Consider the following 12,025-nt stretch of genomic DNA (forward strand, 5'->3'; position numbering starts at 1 on the left):
CGGCTCGAGCCTGTCGAGACCCCCGTGAATCATACGCGAGGTCCCGACAGGCCCGAACTCGTTGTGGTGCAGCGGCTTACTTGACCGAACCGCCGGCGGCGACGATCTTCTGCTCGGCGGAGCCGGAGACCTTGTCGACCGCGACGTTGAGCTTCACCTGGATGTCGCCGTTGCCGAGCACCTTGACGCGCTCGTTCTTGCGGACGGCACCCTTGGCCACCAGGTCGTCGACGGTGACGTCGCCGCCCTTGGGGTAGAGCTCGGCCAGCTTCTCCAGGTTGACCACCTGGTACTCGACCCGGAACGGGTTCTTGAAGCCGCGCAGCTTCGGCGCACGCATGTGGTACGGAAGCTGCCCGCCCTCGAAGCCGGGGCGGATGTTGTTGCGGGCCTTCGAGCCCTTCGTGCCGCGACCGGCGGTCTTGCCCTTCGAACCCTCACCGCGTCCGACGCGGGTCTTGTCCTTCTTGGCACCGGGTGCCGGGCGCAGGTGGTGCACCTTCAGCACGGGCTCGCGCACGGCGTCGTCGGCGGCCTTGGGGGCGGCCTTCTTCGCCGGGGCCTTCTTCGCCGGAGCCTTCTCGGCCGCGGTGTCGTCCGCCTTGGCGGACTTGGCCGGGGCCTTCTTCTCGGCGGCCTTGGCCGGAGCCTTCTTCTCAGCGGCGGCCTTGGCCGGCGCCTTCTTCGCGGGAGCCTTCTTCGGGGTCTCCTCGGTTGCCTTCTTGTCGTCGGCCATTAGTCGATCTCCTCAACCTTCACGAGGTGGGCGACCGTCTTCACGTAACCGCGGTTCTGCGGCGTGTCCTCGCGGACGACGGAGTCGCCGATGCGCTTCAGTCCGAGGCTGCGGAGCGTGTCGCGCTGGTACTGCTTCTCGCTCACCTTGGACTTGATCTGGGTCACCTTGAGCTGCTTGGCCATCAGGCACCTGCCTTCGCTGCTGCGGCGGCCTCGGCCGCCTGGGCCTCGGCACGCAGCAGACGGGCCGGGGCGACCTCGTCGTAGTCGAGACCACGACGGGCGGCGACGGCGCGGGGCTCTTCGAGCTGCTTCAGCGCCTCGACCGTGGCGTGCACGATGTTGATGGTGTTCGACGAACCGAGCGACTTGCTCAGCACGTCGTGGATGCCCGCGCACTCGAGCACGGCGCGGACCGGACCACCGGCGATGACACCGGTACCGGGGCCGGCCGGACGCAGGAGGACGACACCGGCGGCCGCCTCGCCCTGCACCGGGTGCGGGATGGACGAACCGACGCGGGGAACGCGGAAGAAGTTCTTCTTCGCCTCCTCGACGCCCTTCGAGATCGCGGTCGGCACCTCGCGGGCCTTGCCGTAGCCGACGCCCACGAGGCCGTTGCCGTCGCCCACGACGACGAGCGCCGTGAAGCTGAAGCGGCGGCCGCCCTTGACGACCTTCGACACGCGGTTGATGGTGACGACGCGCTCGAGGAACTGGCTCTTCTCGGCGTCGCGGTCGCGACGGTCACGGCCCTGGCCGCGGTCGCGGCCGCCACGACGGCCCTCGCGCTCGTTGCGCTGCGGCTCCGAGGAAGCTGCCGTCTCGACGGGTGCCTCTGCGGTCACCTCGGTCTCCTTCACAGTGTTCTCGCTCACAGGTTCAGCCCTGCCTCTCGCGCTCCGTCGGCGATCGCTGCGACACGACCGGCGTACTTGTTGCCGCCGCGGTCGAACACGACCGACTCGATGCCCGCCTGCTTGGCCCGCTCGGCGACGAGCTCGCCGACCTTCTTGGCCTTGGCGGTCTTGTCACCGTCGAACGCGCGGAGGTCGGCCTCCATGGTCGAGGCGGATGCCACGGTGTGGCCCTTGCTGTCGTCGACGACCTGCACGAAGACGTGGCGGGCCGAGCGCGTCACCACGAGACGCGGGCGCAGCTCGGTACCGACGATCTTCTTGCGAAGCCGGGTGTGGCGGCGCGAACGCGCAGCCGACTTGCTCTTGACGGCCATGATTACTTACCAGCCTTTCCGGCCTTGCGACGCACGACCTCGCCGGCGTAGCGGATGCCCTTGCCCTTGTAGGGCTCGGGCTTCTTGATCTTGCGGATGTTGGCGGCGGTCTCGCCGACGGCCTGCTTGTCGATGCCCGAGACGGTGATCTTGTTGTTGCCCTCGACCGTCAGGGTGATGCCGACCGGCGGCTCGACGGTGACCGGGTGCGAGAAGCCGAGCGCGAACTCGACCGAGGAGCCCTTCTGGGCGACGCGGTATCCGGTGCCGACGATCTCGAGGCCCTTGGAGTAGCCCTGGGTGACGCCGATGATGTTGTTCGCGATGAGGGTGCGCGTGAGGCCGTGCAGCGAACGCGAGTCGCGCTCGTCGTCGGGGCGGGTGACGAGGACCTGGTTCTCCTCGACCTTGACCTCGATGGGCTGCGCCACGGTGAGCGCGAGCTCGCCCTTGGGGCCCTTCACGGTGACGGCGCGGCCGTCGACCTTCACGTCGACACCGGCGGGGATGTCGATGGGGAGTCGTCCGATTCGTGACATGGAACTACCACACGTAGGCGAGGACTTCCCCACCCACGCCCTTCTTCTCGGCCTGGCGGTCGGTGAGCAGACCGCTGGAAGTGGACAGGATCGCGACGCCGAGGCCGCCGAGCACCTTGGGGATCTCGGTCGACTTGGCGTAGACGCGGAGGCCGGGCTTCGACACGCGCTTGATGCCCGCGATCGAACGCTCGCGGTTCGGGCCGAACTTGAGCTGCAGCGTGAGCGTCTTGCCCACGCGCGCGTCGGTGACCTCGAAGCCGGCGATGTAGCCCTCGCTCTTGAGGATCTCCGCGATGTGCGCCTTCAGCTTGGAGTGGGGCATCGACACGGAGTCGTGGTGCGCCGAGTTCGCGTTGCGCAGGCGCGTCAACATGTCAGCGACCGGGTCGGTCATCGTCATGACGGATGTTTCCTAACGTTCACCAGGTTTCAGGACCCGTTACACGGGGACTGACCTGTGGTGGTGGCGGGACGCGGTTGCGAACCGCCGGATGCCGGAGCCGGCCGGACCTCGGGTGAGGCCCGGCCAGCGGGCACAAACTCGTAGAGTCTACTACGCGTTGTCGGTCGACTTGAACGGGAAGCCGAGCGCCCTGAGCAGCGCACGACCCTCGTCGTCGGTCTTGGCAGTGGTCACCACGGTGATGTCCATGCCGCGGACGCGGTCGATCTTGTCCTGGTCGATCTCGTGGAACACGGACTGCTCCGTGAGACCGAAGGTGTAGTTGCCGTTGCCGTCGAACTGCGCGTCCGAGAGCCCGCGGAAGTCGCGGATACGGGGCAGCGCGAGCGAGAGCAGGCGGTCGAGGAACTCCCACATGCGGTCGCCGCGCAGCGTCACGTGGGCGCCGATGGGCTGACCCTCGCGGAGCTTGAACTGGGCGATCGACTTGCGGGCCTTGGTGACCTGCGGCTTCTGACCGGTGATGCGGGTCAGGTCGGCGATGGCGCCGTCGATGACCTTGCCGTCACGGGCCGCCTCGCCGACGCCCATGTTCACGACGATCTTCACGAGGCCGGGGACCTGGTGCGGGTTGGCGTAGCCGTTCGCCTCGGTCAGCGACTTCGTGATCTCGGTCTGGTACTTCTGCTTGAGGCGCGGCTGGATCTTGCCAGCCGGCGCGGCAGTTGCGGTGTCGGTCATTACAGGTCCTTACCTGACTTCTTCGCGTAGCGGACGCGGACGGTCTTCTCGACGCCGTCCTTCGTCACGGTCTCGTTGCGGAAGCCGACGCGGGTCGGCTTCTTCGTCTCGGGGTCGACGAGCGCGACGTTCGACACGTGGATCGGAGCCTCGTGGGTCTCGATGCCGCCGGTCTTCGTGCCGCGCTGCGTCTGGCCGACGCGCACGTGCTTGGTGACGTAGTTCACGCCCTCGACGACGACGCGGTTCTGGTCGACGAGCACCTCGATGACCTTGCCCTGCTTGCCGCGGTCTCCGCCGCGAGCCTGGCTGCGGCCCGAGATGACCTGGACGAGGTCGCCCTTCTTGATCTTCGCCATGGTTACAGCACCTCCGGCGCCAGCGAGATGATCTTCATGAACTTCTTGTCGCGGAGCTCCCGGCCGACCGGCCCGAAGATGCGGGTGCCACGGGGGTCACCGTCGTTCTTGAGGATCACCGCGGCGTTCTCGTCGAACTTGATGTAGGAGCCGTCGGGACGACGGGTCTCCTTCACGGTGCGGACGACGACGGCCTTGACCACGTCGCCCTTCTTCACGTTGCCGCCAGGGATCGCGTCCTTGACGGTGGCGACGATGACGTCGCCGAGGCCCGCGTAGCGGCGGCTGGAGCCACCGAGCACGCGGATGGTGAGCAGCTCCTTGGCACCCGTGTTGTCGGCGACCTTGAGCCGGGATTCCTGCTGAATCACTTCGTACTCCTTCTGAGAGGCAAGCCCTGGGGCTTACTTGGCCTTCTCGACGATCTCGACGAGGCGCCACCGCTTGGTGGCGCTGAGCGGGCGGGTCTCGGAGATCACGACGAGGTCGCCGATGCCGGCGGTGTTCTGCTCGTCGTGCGCCTTGACCTTCGAGGTACGGCGGATGACCTTGCCGTACAGCGGGTGCTTCACGCGGTCCTCGACCTCGACGACGATGGTCTTCTCCATCTTGTCGCTGACGACGTAGCCACGGCGGACCTTGCGGTAGCCGCGGGCGTCGGCGTCCTTGACGTCGTGCTCGGCCGACTCGTGGCCCTTCGTCTCCTTGGCGGTTGCCATGACTAGGCCTCCTTCGTCTCTGCGGCCTCAGCCGTGGCATCCGCCTCGGCCTTGGCCTTCTTGGTCTTCTTGGCCGGGGCGGCGGGCGCCTCGACCGGAGCCGGCGTCGCACGGATGCCGAGCTCGCGCTCACGGATGATCGTGTAGATGCGAGCGATGTCGCGCTTCACGGCACGCAGGCGGCCGTGGCTCTCGAGCTGTCCGGTGGCGGCCTGGAAGCGGAGGTTGAACAGCTCCTCCTTGGCCTTCTTGAGCTCGTCGACGAGACGCTCGTCCTCGAAGGTGTCGAGCTCGACGACAGCGAGCTCCTTGGATCCGACGGCCATTATGCGTCGCCCTCCTCGCGCTTGATGATGCGTGCCTTGAGGGGCAGCTTGTGGATGGCACGGGTCAGGGCCTCGCGAGCGAGTTCCTCGGAGACGCCCGAGACCTCGAAGAGGACGCGACCCGGCTTGACGTTGGCGACCCACCACTCGGGCGAACCCTTACCGGAACCCATGCGGGTCTCGGCCGGCTTCTTCGTGAGCGGACGGTCGGGGTAGATGTTGATCCACACCTTGCCGCCTCGCTTGATGTGACGCGTCATGGCGATACGAGCGGACTCGATCTGACGGTTCGTCACGTAGGCGGGGCTCAGGGCCTGGATGCCGAACTCGCCGAAGGTGACCTTCGTGCCGCCGGTGGCCTGGCCCGAACGGCCGGGGTGGTGCTGCTTGCGGTACTTGACTCGACGGGGAATCAACATGGTTATGCCTCAACTCCTGCGGCCGCCGGCTCCTGCGAACGGGGCGCACGACGGGGACGGTCACTGCGCTCGCGCGACGGCTTCTGGGAGGCCTGCTCGCGGGCGAGTTCCTTGTTGGTGATGTCGCCCTTGTAGATCCAGACCTTCACGCCGATGCGGCCGAAGGTGGTCTTGGCCTCGTAGAAGCCGTAGTCGATGTTCGCGCGGAGCGTGTGCAGCGGCACGCGACCCTCGCGGTAGAACTCCGACCGGCTCATCTCGGCACCGCCGAGGCGGCCCGACACCTGGATCCGGACGCCCTTGGCGCCGGCGCGCTGCGCGCCCTGCAGGCCCTTGCGCATCGCGCGGCGGAAGGCCACGCGGGCGGAGAGCTGCTCGGCGATGCCCTGCGCGACGAGCTGGGCGTCGGCCTCGGGGTTCTTCACCTCGAGGATGTTGAGCTGGATCTGCTTGCCGGTGAGCTTCTCGAGGTCGGCGCGGATGCGCTCGGCCTCGGCGCCGCGGCGGCCGATCACGATGCCGGGACGCGCCGTGTGGATGTCCACGCGGACGCGGTCGCGGGTGCGCTCGATCTCGATGCGCGAGACACCGGCGCGGTCGAGCGACGTCTGGAGCAGGCGACGGATCTTGACATCCTCGGCGAGGTAGTCGGCGTAGCGCTGACCGGGCTTCGTCGAGTCGGAGAACCACCGCGACACGTGGTCGGTGGTGATGCCGAGACGGAAGCCGTACGGGTTGACCTTCTGACCCATTACTTCGTACCCTCCTCGGGCGTGCCGAGCACGACGGTGATGTGGCTCGTGCGCTTGTTGATGCGGAAGGCACGACCCTGCGCGCGCGGCTGGAATCGCTTGAGGGTGGTGCCCTCGTCGACGAATGCGCGCTTGACGTAGAGGTCCTGCTCGTCCAGGTGGGTGTTCGTGGCATCGGCCTTGACGCGAGCGTTCGCGATGGCCGAGGCGACGAGCTTGTACACCGGCTCGCTCGCACCCTGGGGGGCGAACTTCAGGATGGCCAGGGCCTCCTGTGCCTGCTTGCCGCGGATCAGGTTGACGACGCGGCGGGCCTTCATGGGGGTCACGCGGATGTGACGCACGCGTGCGATCGACTCCACCATTTCTCTCCTCCTTCACGCCACCGCGTCAGCGGCGGCGGCCCTTCTTGTCGTCCTTCACGTGTCCACGGAAGGTGCGGGTGGGCGCGAACTCGCCGAGCTTGTGACCCACCATGGTCTCGGTGACGAACACCGGGATGTGCTTGCGGCCGTCGTGCACGGCGATCGTGTGGCCGAGCATGGCCGGGACGATCATCGAGCGACGCGACCACGTCTTGATGACGTTCTTCGAACCCGCTTCGTTCTGCGCGGCGACCTTGCGAAGCAGGTGCTCGTCGACGAAGGGGCCCTTCTTGAGGCTGCGAGGCATCTTCTCTTACTCCTACTAGCGCTTCTTGCCGACGGTGCGACGACGGACGATGAGCTTGTCGCTCTCCTTGTTGGGACGACGCGTGCGGCCCTCGGGCTGGCCCCACGGGCTCACCGGGTGACGACCACCGGAGGTCTTGCCCTCACCACCACCGTGCGGGTGGTCGATCGGGTTCATCGCGACACCGCGGACGGTCGGGCGGACGCCCTTCCAGCGCTTGCGGCCGGCCTTGCCCCAGTTGATGTTCGACTGCTCGGCGTTGCCGACCTCGCCGACGGTCGCGCGGCAGCGCGCGTCGACGTTGCGGATCTCGCCCGACGGCAGGCGGAGCTGCGCGTAGGGGCCGTCCTTCGCCACGAGGCGCACCGACGCACCGGCCGAACGCGCCAGCTTCGCGCCGCCGCCGGGGCGGAGCTCGATGGCGTGCACGACGGTACCCGTCGGGATGTTGCGCAGCGGCAGGTTGTTGCCGGGCTTGATGTCGGCGCCGGGGCCCGACTCGACCGGGTCGCCCTGCTGCAGCTTGTTCGGCGCGAGGATGTAGCGCTTGGTGCCGTCCACGAAGTGGAGCAGCGCGATGCGCGCGGTGCGGTTGGGGTCGTACTCGATGTGAGCGACCTTGGCCGGCACGCCGTCCTTGTCGTTGCGCTTGAAGTCGATGACGCGGTACTGGCGCTTGTGGCCACCGCCGATGTGGCGGGTGGTGATGCGGCCCTGGTTGTTGCGGCCACCGGTCTTCGACAGCGGGCGGAGCAGCGACTTCTCGGGCGTCGAGCGCGTGATCTCGGCGAAGTCGGCGACCGACGAACCGCGACGACCCGGGGTCGTGGGCTTGTACTTGCGAATAGCCATAGTGAGTTTCCTCTGCTCCTTAGCCGACAGCCGTGAAGATGTCGATCGAGCCGGACTTGAGGGTGACGATCGCGCGCTTGGTGTCCTTGCGCTTGCCGATGCCGAAGCGCGTGCGACGCGTCTTGCCCTGGCGGTTCAGGGTGTTGATCGAGGCGACCTGGACGTTGAAGATCTTCTCGATCGCGAGCTTGATCTCGGTCTTGTTCGCACGGGGGTCCACGATGAACGTGTACTTGCCCTCGTCGATCAGGTTGTAGCTCTTCTCAGAGACGACCGGCGCGATGATGATGTCGCGCGGGTCCTTGTTGTGCGCGGCGCTCATGCGGAGACCTCTTCCTTCTTCGCCGTCTTCGCGGCGATGAACGCCTCGAGCGCGGCCTGGCTGAAGACGATGTCGTCGGCGACGAGCACGTCGTAGGCGTTCAGCTGGTCGACCGGCAGGACGTGCACGGTCGGGATGTTGCGCACGACGCGCTCCGACAGCTCCTCGTCGCGGGTGAGGACGACGAGCTGGTGCTTCGACGGCGAGATGCCGGCGAGGAGCGCCACGGCGTCCTTCGTCTTGGGGGTGTCGCTCGCGAACGAGGTGACCGCGTGGACGCGGCCGCCGCGGGCCCGGTCGGAGAGGGCGCCGAGCAGGGCTGCGGCGATCATCTTCTTGGGGGTGCGCTGCGAGTAGTCGCGCGGCTGCGGGCCGTGGACGACGCCACCGCCGGTCATGTGCGGCGCGCGGATCGAGCCCTGACGGGCGCGGCCCGTGCCCTTCTGCTTGAAGGGCTTGCGGCCGGCGCCGGAGACCTCGCCGCGGCGCTTGGTCTTGTGCGTGCCCTGGCGCGCGGCGGCGAGCTGGGCGACGACGACCTGGTGGATGAGCGGCACGTTCGTCTGCGCGTCGAAGAGCTCGGCGGGCAGCTCGGCCGTACCGGCCTTCTTACCGGTGACGTCGAGGACGTCGATGGTGGGGGCGGCCATGGTCAGGCTCCCTTCACAGCGTTGCGGACGAACACGAGACGGCCGCGCGCACCGGGGACGGCGCCCTTGACGAGCAGCAGGCCCTTCTCGGCGTCGACCGCGTGCACGCGGAGGTTGAGGACGGTCACGCGCTCGCCGCCCATGCGGCCGGCCATGCGCATGCCCTTGAAGACGCGGCTCGGGGTCGACGAGGCGCCGATCGAACCGGGCTTGCGGTGGTTGCGGTGAGCACCGTGCGACGCGGAGACGCCCGCGAAGTTGTGGCGCTTCATGACACCGGCGAAGCCCTTGCCCTTGGAGGTGCCGACGACGTCGACCAGCTGGCCGGCCTCGAAGGTGCCGTCGACCGTGAGCTCCTGGCCGAGCGAGTACTCGGCGGCGTCAGCGGTGCGGATCTCGGTGACGTGGCGGCGCGGGGTCACGCCGGCGGCGTCGAAGTGGCCGGTGAGCGGCTTGGTGACCTTGCGCGGGTCGATGGCGCCCGCGGCGATCTGGATGGCGGTGTAGCCGTCCTTCTCGGGGGTGCGGAGCTGCGTGACCACGTTGGGGGCGATCTCGATGACGGTGACCGGGATGAGCTTGTTGTTCTCGTCCCACACCTGGGTCATGCCGAGCTTCGTGCCGAGCAGACCCTTCACGTTCTTGGTAGTGGTGGACATGTCGTACCTCAGAGCTTGATCTCGATGTTGACGTCGGCCGGAAGGTCGAGACGCATGAGCGAGTCGACGGCCTTGGGCGTCGGGTCCACGATGTCGATCAGGCGCTTGTGGGTGCGCATCTCGAAGTGCTCGCGGCTGTCCTTGTACTTGTGGGGCGAACGGATGACGCACACCACGTTCTTCTCGGTCGGAAGCGGCACGGGGCCGACGACCGTGGCGCCCGCGCGGGTCACCGTGTCGACGATCTTGCGCGCCGAGGTGTCGATGACCTCGTGGTCATACGACTTCAGTCGAATGCGGATCTTCTGTCCCGCCATTGCTGACTCTCTCTCTGTCAAGGCGTCTTACCCCTTCCGAGGGCATCGGACGCCGCGTAGCTACTCCGTGTGAAGCACCACTGTTCTTCTGTCAAAGGCCGGTGATCGAGCCTGTCGAAGCCACCCCGCTGACGCGGTGGCCTCGGCACGCTCGACCTTCGAACCCCACCGACCCCCGCGCTCGGGCGTGTCGCACTCGCGCGTTCGGGCATGGCGGACCCATGCTCGAAGTGGTTGTCGGTTGTGTGTCCTGCTGCCCGCGGCCTAGCCTGACCCGTACTCGCCCATCTGGGCCTTCCGGTGGCTATGCACTGCCTGGCAGTGATTCGAACGGCACGCAGCAAGGCACGCCGTTCGAAATGTTGAACTAGAAGAGTTTGCCACAGCGGCCGCGTGCGTGCAACCCGGGCGTGTCGCGCCCCGCCGGCTCACTGCGACCTCCCAGCCGAGCGGATGCCGCGCACCCCGCGCCGTGGTGGAATCGGATGGGGAACCGCCCGACAGGAGGACGCGATGAGCGAGCAGACGACCGAGCACGTGCACCAGGTGAGCGAGCGGATCGGACCGGGCAGCGTCTCGGTCGCCCGCGTCGCCCCGCGACGATACGTGGGCCTCAACGAGAAGGGCGCGACCGTGCAGATCGGCGGTGCCGAGCTCGAGGGCGAGCACTTCACCCCGGGCGAGCTGCTGAAGCTCGCGCTGGCCGGCTGCGTGGGCCTCAGCGTCGACCGGGTGGCCTCCCGGCGCCTCGGCGACGACTTCGAGATGACGGTGTGGGCCCACGGCAGTTCCGACGCGGAGTCCAACCGCTACCAGCGCATCGCGGAGGAGGTCCTCGTGGACCTGTCCATGCTCGAGCCGGACGACCGCGCCAAGCTCGTGGGCATCATGGCCCGGGCGATCGAGAAGGGCTGCACGGTGGGCCGGAGCGTCGAGGGCGCCATCGACGTCGACACCGAGATCGACGGGACCCACCTCCCGGCGCACTGACCGCCGGACACGACGAAGGGGGCCGGGCCGAAGCCCGACCCCCTTCTAGGGTCGCTGTCGCGGAGACCTTACTTGATGATCTTCGTGACGGTACCGGCGCCGACGGTCCGGCCACCCTCGCGGATGGCGAAGCCGAGGCCCTCCTCCATGGCGATCGGCTGGATGAGCTCGACCGTCATGTCGGTGGTGTCGCCGGGCATGACCATCTCGGTGCCCTCGGGCAGCGTGATGACGCCGGTGACGTCGGTGGTGCGGAAGTAGAACTGCGGACGGTAGTTCGCGTAGAACGGGTTGTGACGGCCGCCCTCGTCCTTCGAGAGGATGTACGCGGTGCCCTCGAAGTTGGTGTGCGGGGTCACCGAGCCGGGGGCCACGACGACCTGGCCGCGCTCCACGTCCTCACGCTTGGTACCACGGAGCAGGAGACCGCAGTTCTCGCCGGCCCAGGCCTCGTCGAGCTGCTTGTGGAACATCTCGATACCCGTGACCGTGGTCTTCTGCGTCGGGCGGATGCCGACGATCTCGACCTCGGAGTTGATCTTCAGCGTGCCGCGCTCGGCGCGACCCGTGACGACCGTGCCACGACCGGTGATGGTGAAGACGTCCTCGATGGGCATGAGGAACGGCTTGTCCTTGTCGCGCACCGGGTCCGGGATGGACTCGTCGACGGCCTCCATGAGGTCGAGGACCGACTGCACCCACTTCTCGTCGCCTTCGAGCGCCTTGAGGCCCGAGACGCGGACGACCGGAGCGTCGTCGCCGGGGAAGCCCTGGCTCGAGAGGAGCTCGCGGACCTCGAGCTCGACGAGCTCCAGGATCTCCTCGTCGTCGACCATGTCGGCCTTGTTCAGCGCGACGAGCAGGTACGGCACGCCGACCTGCTTGGCGAGCAGCACGTGCTCACGCGTCTGGGCCATGGGGCCGTCGGTCGCGGCGACCACCAGGATCGCGCCGTCCATCTGGGCGGCACCGGTGATCATGTTCTTGATGTAGTCGGCGTGACCCGGGGCGTCGACGTGCGCGTAGTGGCGCTTCGGCGTCTCGTACTCGACGTGCGAGATGTTGATCGTGATGCCGCGCTGGCGCTCCTCGGGAGCCGAGTCGATCGACGCGAAGTCGCGCTGCACGTTGGTGGCCGACGGGTACTTGTCGGCGAGCACCTTCGAGATCGCCGCGGTGAGCGTCGTCTTGCCGTGGTCGACGTGACCGATCGTACCGATGTTGACGTGCGGCTTGGTCCGCTCGAACTTGGCCTTAGCCACTGTGGGTCCTCCTCAGGATCCGTGTAGCAGCACCGGGCGCCGGATTGCGACCGGAGTGCTACGGGGGG

Annotated in this window: 22 protein-coding genes; 1 reads left to right on the forward strand and 21 read right to left on the reverse strand. The window is 67.8% G+C overall.

Annotated features, from left to right (window positions below):
- Positions 1-76: 76 nt before the first annotated feature.
- The 20 genes from rplO to rpsJ all read right to left on the reverse strand — a co-directional run bounded on the left by rplO (position 77) and on the right by rpsJ (position 9,705).
- Positions 77-736: a 50S ribosomal protein L15 gene (rplO, locus tag M1L56_RS06660; protein WP_082847155.1), complete on the reverse strand. Its 660-nt coding sequence runs from the start codon at positions 734-736 to the stop codon at positions 77-79.
- On the reverse strand, positions 736-921 hold the full coding sequence (gene rpmD, locus M1L56_RS06665) for a 50S ribosomal protein L30 (protein ID WP_067948559.1): 186 nt from the start codon (positions 919-921) through the stop codon (positions 736-738). The genes rplO and rpmD overlap by 1 nt, the downstream gene beginning before the upstream one ends.
- Positions 921-1,616, reverse strand: a complete 696-nt coding sequence (gene rpsE, locus M1L56_RS06670) for a 30S ribosomal protein S5 (protein WP_067948561.1) — start codon at positions 1,614-1,616, stop codon at positions 921-923. Before rpsE ends, rpmD begins: the two co-directional genes overlap by 1 nt.
- Complete coding sequence (gene rplR, locus M1L56_RS06675; RefSeq protein WP_067948563.1) at positions 1,613-1,972, reverse strand: 50S ribosomal protein L18; 360 nt, start codon at positions 1,970-1,972, stop codon at positions 1,613-1,615. Before rplR ends, rpsE begins: the two co-directional genes overlap by 4 nt.
- A 2-nt stretch (positions 1,973-1,974) precedes the next feature.
- A complete protein-coding gene (gene rplF / locus M1L56_RS06680; protein ID WP_067948564.1) occupies positions 1,975-2,511 on the reverse strand; it encodes a 50S ribosomal protein L6 in 537 nt (178 codons plus the stop codon).
- Between the two features lie 4 nt (positions 2,512-2,515).
- Complete coding sequence (gene rpsH, locus M1L56_RS06685; protein WP_067948566.1) at positions 2,516-2,914, reverse strand: 30S ribosomal protein S8; 399 nt, start codon at positions 2,912-2,914, stop codon at positions 2,516-2,518.
- A 153-nt stretch (positions 2,915-3,067) separates the two neighbouring features.
- The gene (gene rplE / locus M1L56_RS06690) at positions 3,068-3,658 is read right to left on the reverse strand and encodes a 50S ribosomal protein L5 (RefSeq protein WP_067948568.1); all 591 of its coding nucleotides are present in this window, start codon (positions 3,656-3,658) and stop codon (positions 3,068-3,070) included.
- Complete coding sequence (gene rplX, locus M1L56_RS06695) at positions 3,658-4,017, reverse strand: 50S ribosomal protein L24 (RefSeq protein ID WP_067948569.1); 360 nt, start codon at positions 4,015-4,017, stop codon at positions 3,658-3,660. Before rplX ends, rplE begins: the two co-directional genes overlap by 1 nt.
- A gap of 2 nt (positions 4,018-4,019) precedes the next feature.
- Positions 4,020-4,388, reverse strand: coding sequence for a 50S ribosomal protein L14 (rplN, locus tag M1L56_RS06700; protein WP_067948571.1), 369 nt, complete (start codon positions 4,386-4,388; stop codon positions 4,020-4,022).
- A gap of 33 nt (positions 4,389-4,421) precedes the next feature.
- Positions 4,422-4,736, reverse strand: a complete 315-nt coding sequence (gene rpsQ / locus M1L56_RS06705) for a 30S ribosomal protein S17 (protein WP_067948573.1) — start codon at positions 4,734-4,736, stop codon at positions 4,422-4,424.
- 2 nt (positions 4,737-4,738) lie between these two features.
- Complete coding sequence (gene rpmC / locus M1L56_RS06710) at positions 4,739-5,062, reverse strand: 50S ribosomal protein L29 (RefSeq protein WP_248598636.1); 324 nt, start codon at positions 5,060-5,062, stop codon at positions 4,739-4,741.
- The gene (rplP, locus tag M1L56_RS06715) at positions 5,062-5,481 is read right to left on the reverse strand and encodes a 50S ribosomal protein L16 (protein WP_067948577.1); all 420 of its coding nucleotides are present in this window, start codon (positions 5,479-5,481) and stop codon (positions 5,062-5,064) included. The genes rpmC and rplP overlap by 1 nt, the downstream gene beginning before the upstream one ends.
- Positions 5,482-5,483: 2 nt before the next feature.
- On the reverse strand, positions 5,484-6,233 hold the full coding sequence (rpsC, locus tag M1L56_RS06720; RefSeq protein ID WP_067948578.1) for a 30S ribosomal protein S3: 750 nt from the start codon (positions 6,231-6,233) through the stop codon (positions 5,484-5,486).
- On the reverse strand, positions 6,233-6,598 hold the full coding sequence (gene rplV, locus M1L56_RS06725; RefSeq protein WP_067948581.1) for a 50S ribosomal protein L22: 366 nt from the start codon (positions 6,596-6,598) through the stop codon (positions 6,233-6,235). The genes rpsC and rplV overlap by 1 nt, the downstream gene beginning before the upstream one ends.
- Positions 6,599-6,623: 25 nt before the next feature.
- A complete protein-coding gene (gene rpsS, locus M1L56_RS06730; RefSeq protein ID WP_067948583.1) occupies positions 6,624-6,905 on the reverse strand; it encodes a 30S ribosomal protein S19 in 282 nt (93 codons plus the stop codon).
- A 15-nt stretch (positions 6,906-6,920) separates the two neighbouring features.
- Positions 6,921-7,757 carry a 50S ribosomal protein L2 gene (gene rplB / locus M1L56_RS06735; protein ID WP_248598637.1) on the reverse strand — a complete coding sequence of 279 codons (837 nt, stop codon included), beginning with the start codon at positions 7,755-7,757 and terminating at the stop codon, positions 6,921-6,923.
- Positions 7,758-7,776: 19 nt separating this feature from the next.
- On the reverse strand, positions 7,777-8,079 hold the full coding sequence (gene rplW / locus M1L56_RS06740) for a 50S ribosomal protein L23 (RefSeq protein WP_067948587.1): 303 nt from the start codon (positions 8,077-8,079) through the stop codon (positions 7,777-7,779).
- Positions 8,076-8,729 carry a 50S ribosomal protein L4 gene (gene rplD, locus M1L56_RS06745; protein ID WP_067948589.1) on the reverse strand — a complete coding sequence of 218 codons (654 nt, stop codon included), beginning with the start codon at positions 8,727-8,729 and terminating at the stop codon, positions 8,076-8,078. The genes rplW and rplD overlap by 4 nt, the downstream gene beginning before the upstream one ends.
- Positions 8,730-8,731: 2 nt before the next feature.
- The gene (gene rplC, locus M1L56_RS06750; protein WP_248598638.1) at positions 8,732-9,388 is read right to left on the reverse strand and encodes a 50S ribosomal protein L3; all 657 of its coding nucleotides are present in this window, start codon (positions 9,386-9,388) and stop codon (positions 8,732-8,734) included.
- A gap of 8 nt (positions 9,389-9,396) precedes the next feature.
- Complete coding sequence (gene rpsJ, locus M1L56_RS06755; RefSeq protein ID WP_017201594.1) at positions 9,397-9,705, reverse strand: 30S ribosomal protein S10; 309 nt, start codon at positions 9,703-9,705, stop codon at positions 9,397-9,399.
- Positions 9,706-10,218: 513 nt separating this feature from the next.
- On the opposite strand from rpsJ, the gene M1L56_RS06760 reads away from it, so the two are divergent.
- Positions 10,219-10,695, forward strand: coding sequence for an OsmC family protein (locus M1L56_RS06760; RefSeq protein WP_067948593.1), 477 nt, complete (start codon positions 10,219-10,221; stop codon positions 10,693-10,695).
- A gap of 68 nt (positions 10,696-10,763) precedes the next feature.
- Here M1L56_RS06760 and tuf read toward each other — a convergent pair whose 3' ends face one another.
- A complete protein-coding gene (gene tuf, locus M1L56_RS06765) occupies positions 10,764-11,957 on the reverse strand; it encodes an elongation factor Tu (protein WP_067948595.1) in 1,194 nt (397 codons plus the stop codon).
- Positions 11,958-12,025: the final 68 nt, after the last annotated feature.

Origin of the sequence: Agromyces sp. C10, assembly GCF_023217995.1 — a bacterium.
In the GTDB taxonomy this organism is placed as follows: domain Bacteria; phylum Actinomycetota; class Actinomycetes; order Actinomycetales; family Microbacteriaceae; genus Agromyces; species Agromyces indicus.

What these genes read in the sequence shown, in the direction of transcription:
- rplW (WP_067948587.1), bottom strand. Translation starts at nt 8,079, where the DNA reads ATGAGCGCCGCGCACAACAAGGACCCGCGCGACATCATCATCGCGCCG.
- rplF (WP_067948564.1), bottom strand. Translation starts at nt 2,511, where the DNA reads ATGTCACGAATCGGACGACTCCCCATCGACATCCCCGCCGGTGTCGAC.
- rplV (WP_067948581.1), bottom strand. Translation starts at nt 6,598, where the DNA reads ATGGTGGAGTCGATCGCACGCGTGCGTCACATCCGCGTGACCCCCATG.
- rplE (WP_067948568.1), bottom strand. Translation starts at nt 3,658, where the DNA reads ATGACCGACACCGCAACTGCCGCGCCGGCTGGCAAGATCCAGCCGCGC.
- rplO (WP_082847155.1), bottom strand. Translation starts at nt 736, where the DNA reads ATGGCCGACGACAAGAAGGCAACCGAGGAGACCCCGAAGAAGGCTCCC.
- rplB (WP_248598637.1), bottom strand. Translation starts at nt 7,757, where the DNA reads ATGGCTATTCGCAAGTACAAGCCCACGACCCCGGGTCGTCGCGGTTCG.
- rpsJ (WP_017201594.1), bottom strand. Translation starts at nt 9,705, where the DNA reads ATGGCGGGACAGAAGATCCGCATTCGACTGAAGTCGTATGACCACGAG.
- rpmC (WP_248598636.1), bottom strand. Translation starts at nt 5,062, where the DNA reads ATGGCCGTCGGATCCAAGGAGCTCGCTGTCGTCGAGCTCGACACCTTC.
- rpsQ (WP_067948573.1), bottom strand. Translation starts at nt 4,736, where the DNA reads ATGGCAACCGCCAAGGAGACGAAGGGCCACGAGTCGGCCGAGCACGAC.
- rplP (WP_067948577.1), bottom strand. Translation starts at nt 5,481, where the DNA reads ATGTTGATTCCCCGTCGAGTCAAGTACCGCAAGCAGCACCACCCCGGC.
- rpsH (WP_067948566.1), bottom strand. Translation starts at nt 2,914, where the DNA reads ATGACGATGACCGACCCGGTCGCTGACATGTTGACGCGCCTGCGCAAC.
- rpsC (WP_067948578.1), bottom strand. Translation starts at nt 6,233, where the DNA reads ATGGGTCAGAAGGTCAACCCGTACGGCTTCCGTCTCGGCATCACCACC.
- rplX (WP_067948569.1), bottom strand. Translation starts at nt 4,017, where the DNA reads ATGGCGAAGATCAAGAAGGGCGACCTCGTCCAGGTCATCTCGGGCCGC.
- rplD (WP_067948589.1), bottom strand. Translation starts at nt 8,729, where the DNA reads ATGGCCGCCCCCACCATCGACGTCCTCGACGTCACCGGTAAGAAGGCC.
- rplC (WP_248598638.1), bottom strand. Translation starts at nt 9,388, where the DNA reads ATGTCCACCACTACCAAGAACGTGAAGGGTCTGCTCGGCACGAAGCTC.
- M1L56_RS06760 (WP_067948593.1), top strand. Translation starts at nt 10,219, where the DNA reads ATGAGCGAGCAGACGACCGAGCACGTGCACCAGGTGAGCGAGCGGATC.
- rpsS (WP_067948583.1), bottom strand. Translation starts at nt 6,905, where the DNA reads ATGCCTCGCAGCCTCAAGAAGGGCCCCTTCGTCGACGAGCACCTGCTT.
- rplR (WP_067948563.1), bottom strand. Translation starts at nt 1,972, where the DNA reads ATGGCCGTCAAGAGCAAGTCGGCTGCGCGTTCGCGCCGCCACACCCGG.
- rpmD (WP_067948559.1), bottom strand. Translation starts at nt 921, where the DNA reads ATGGCCAAGCAGCTCAAGGTGACCCAGATCAAGTCCAAGGTGAGCGAG.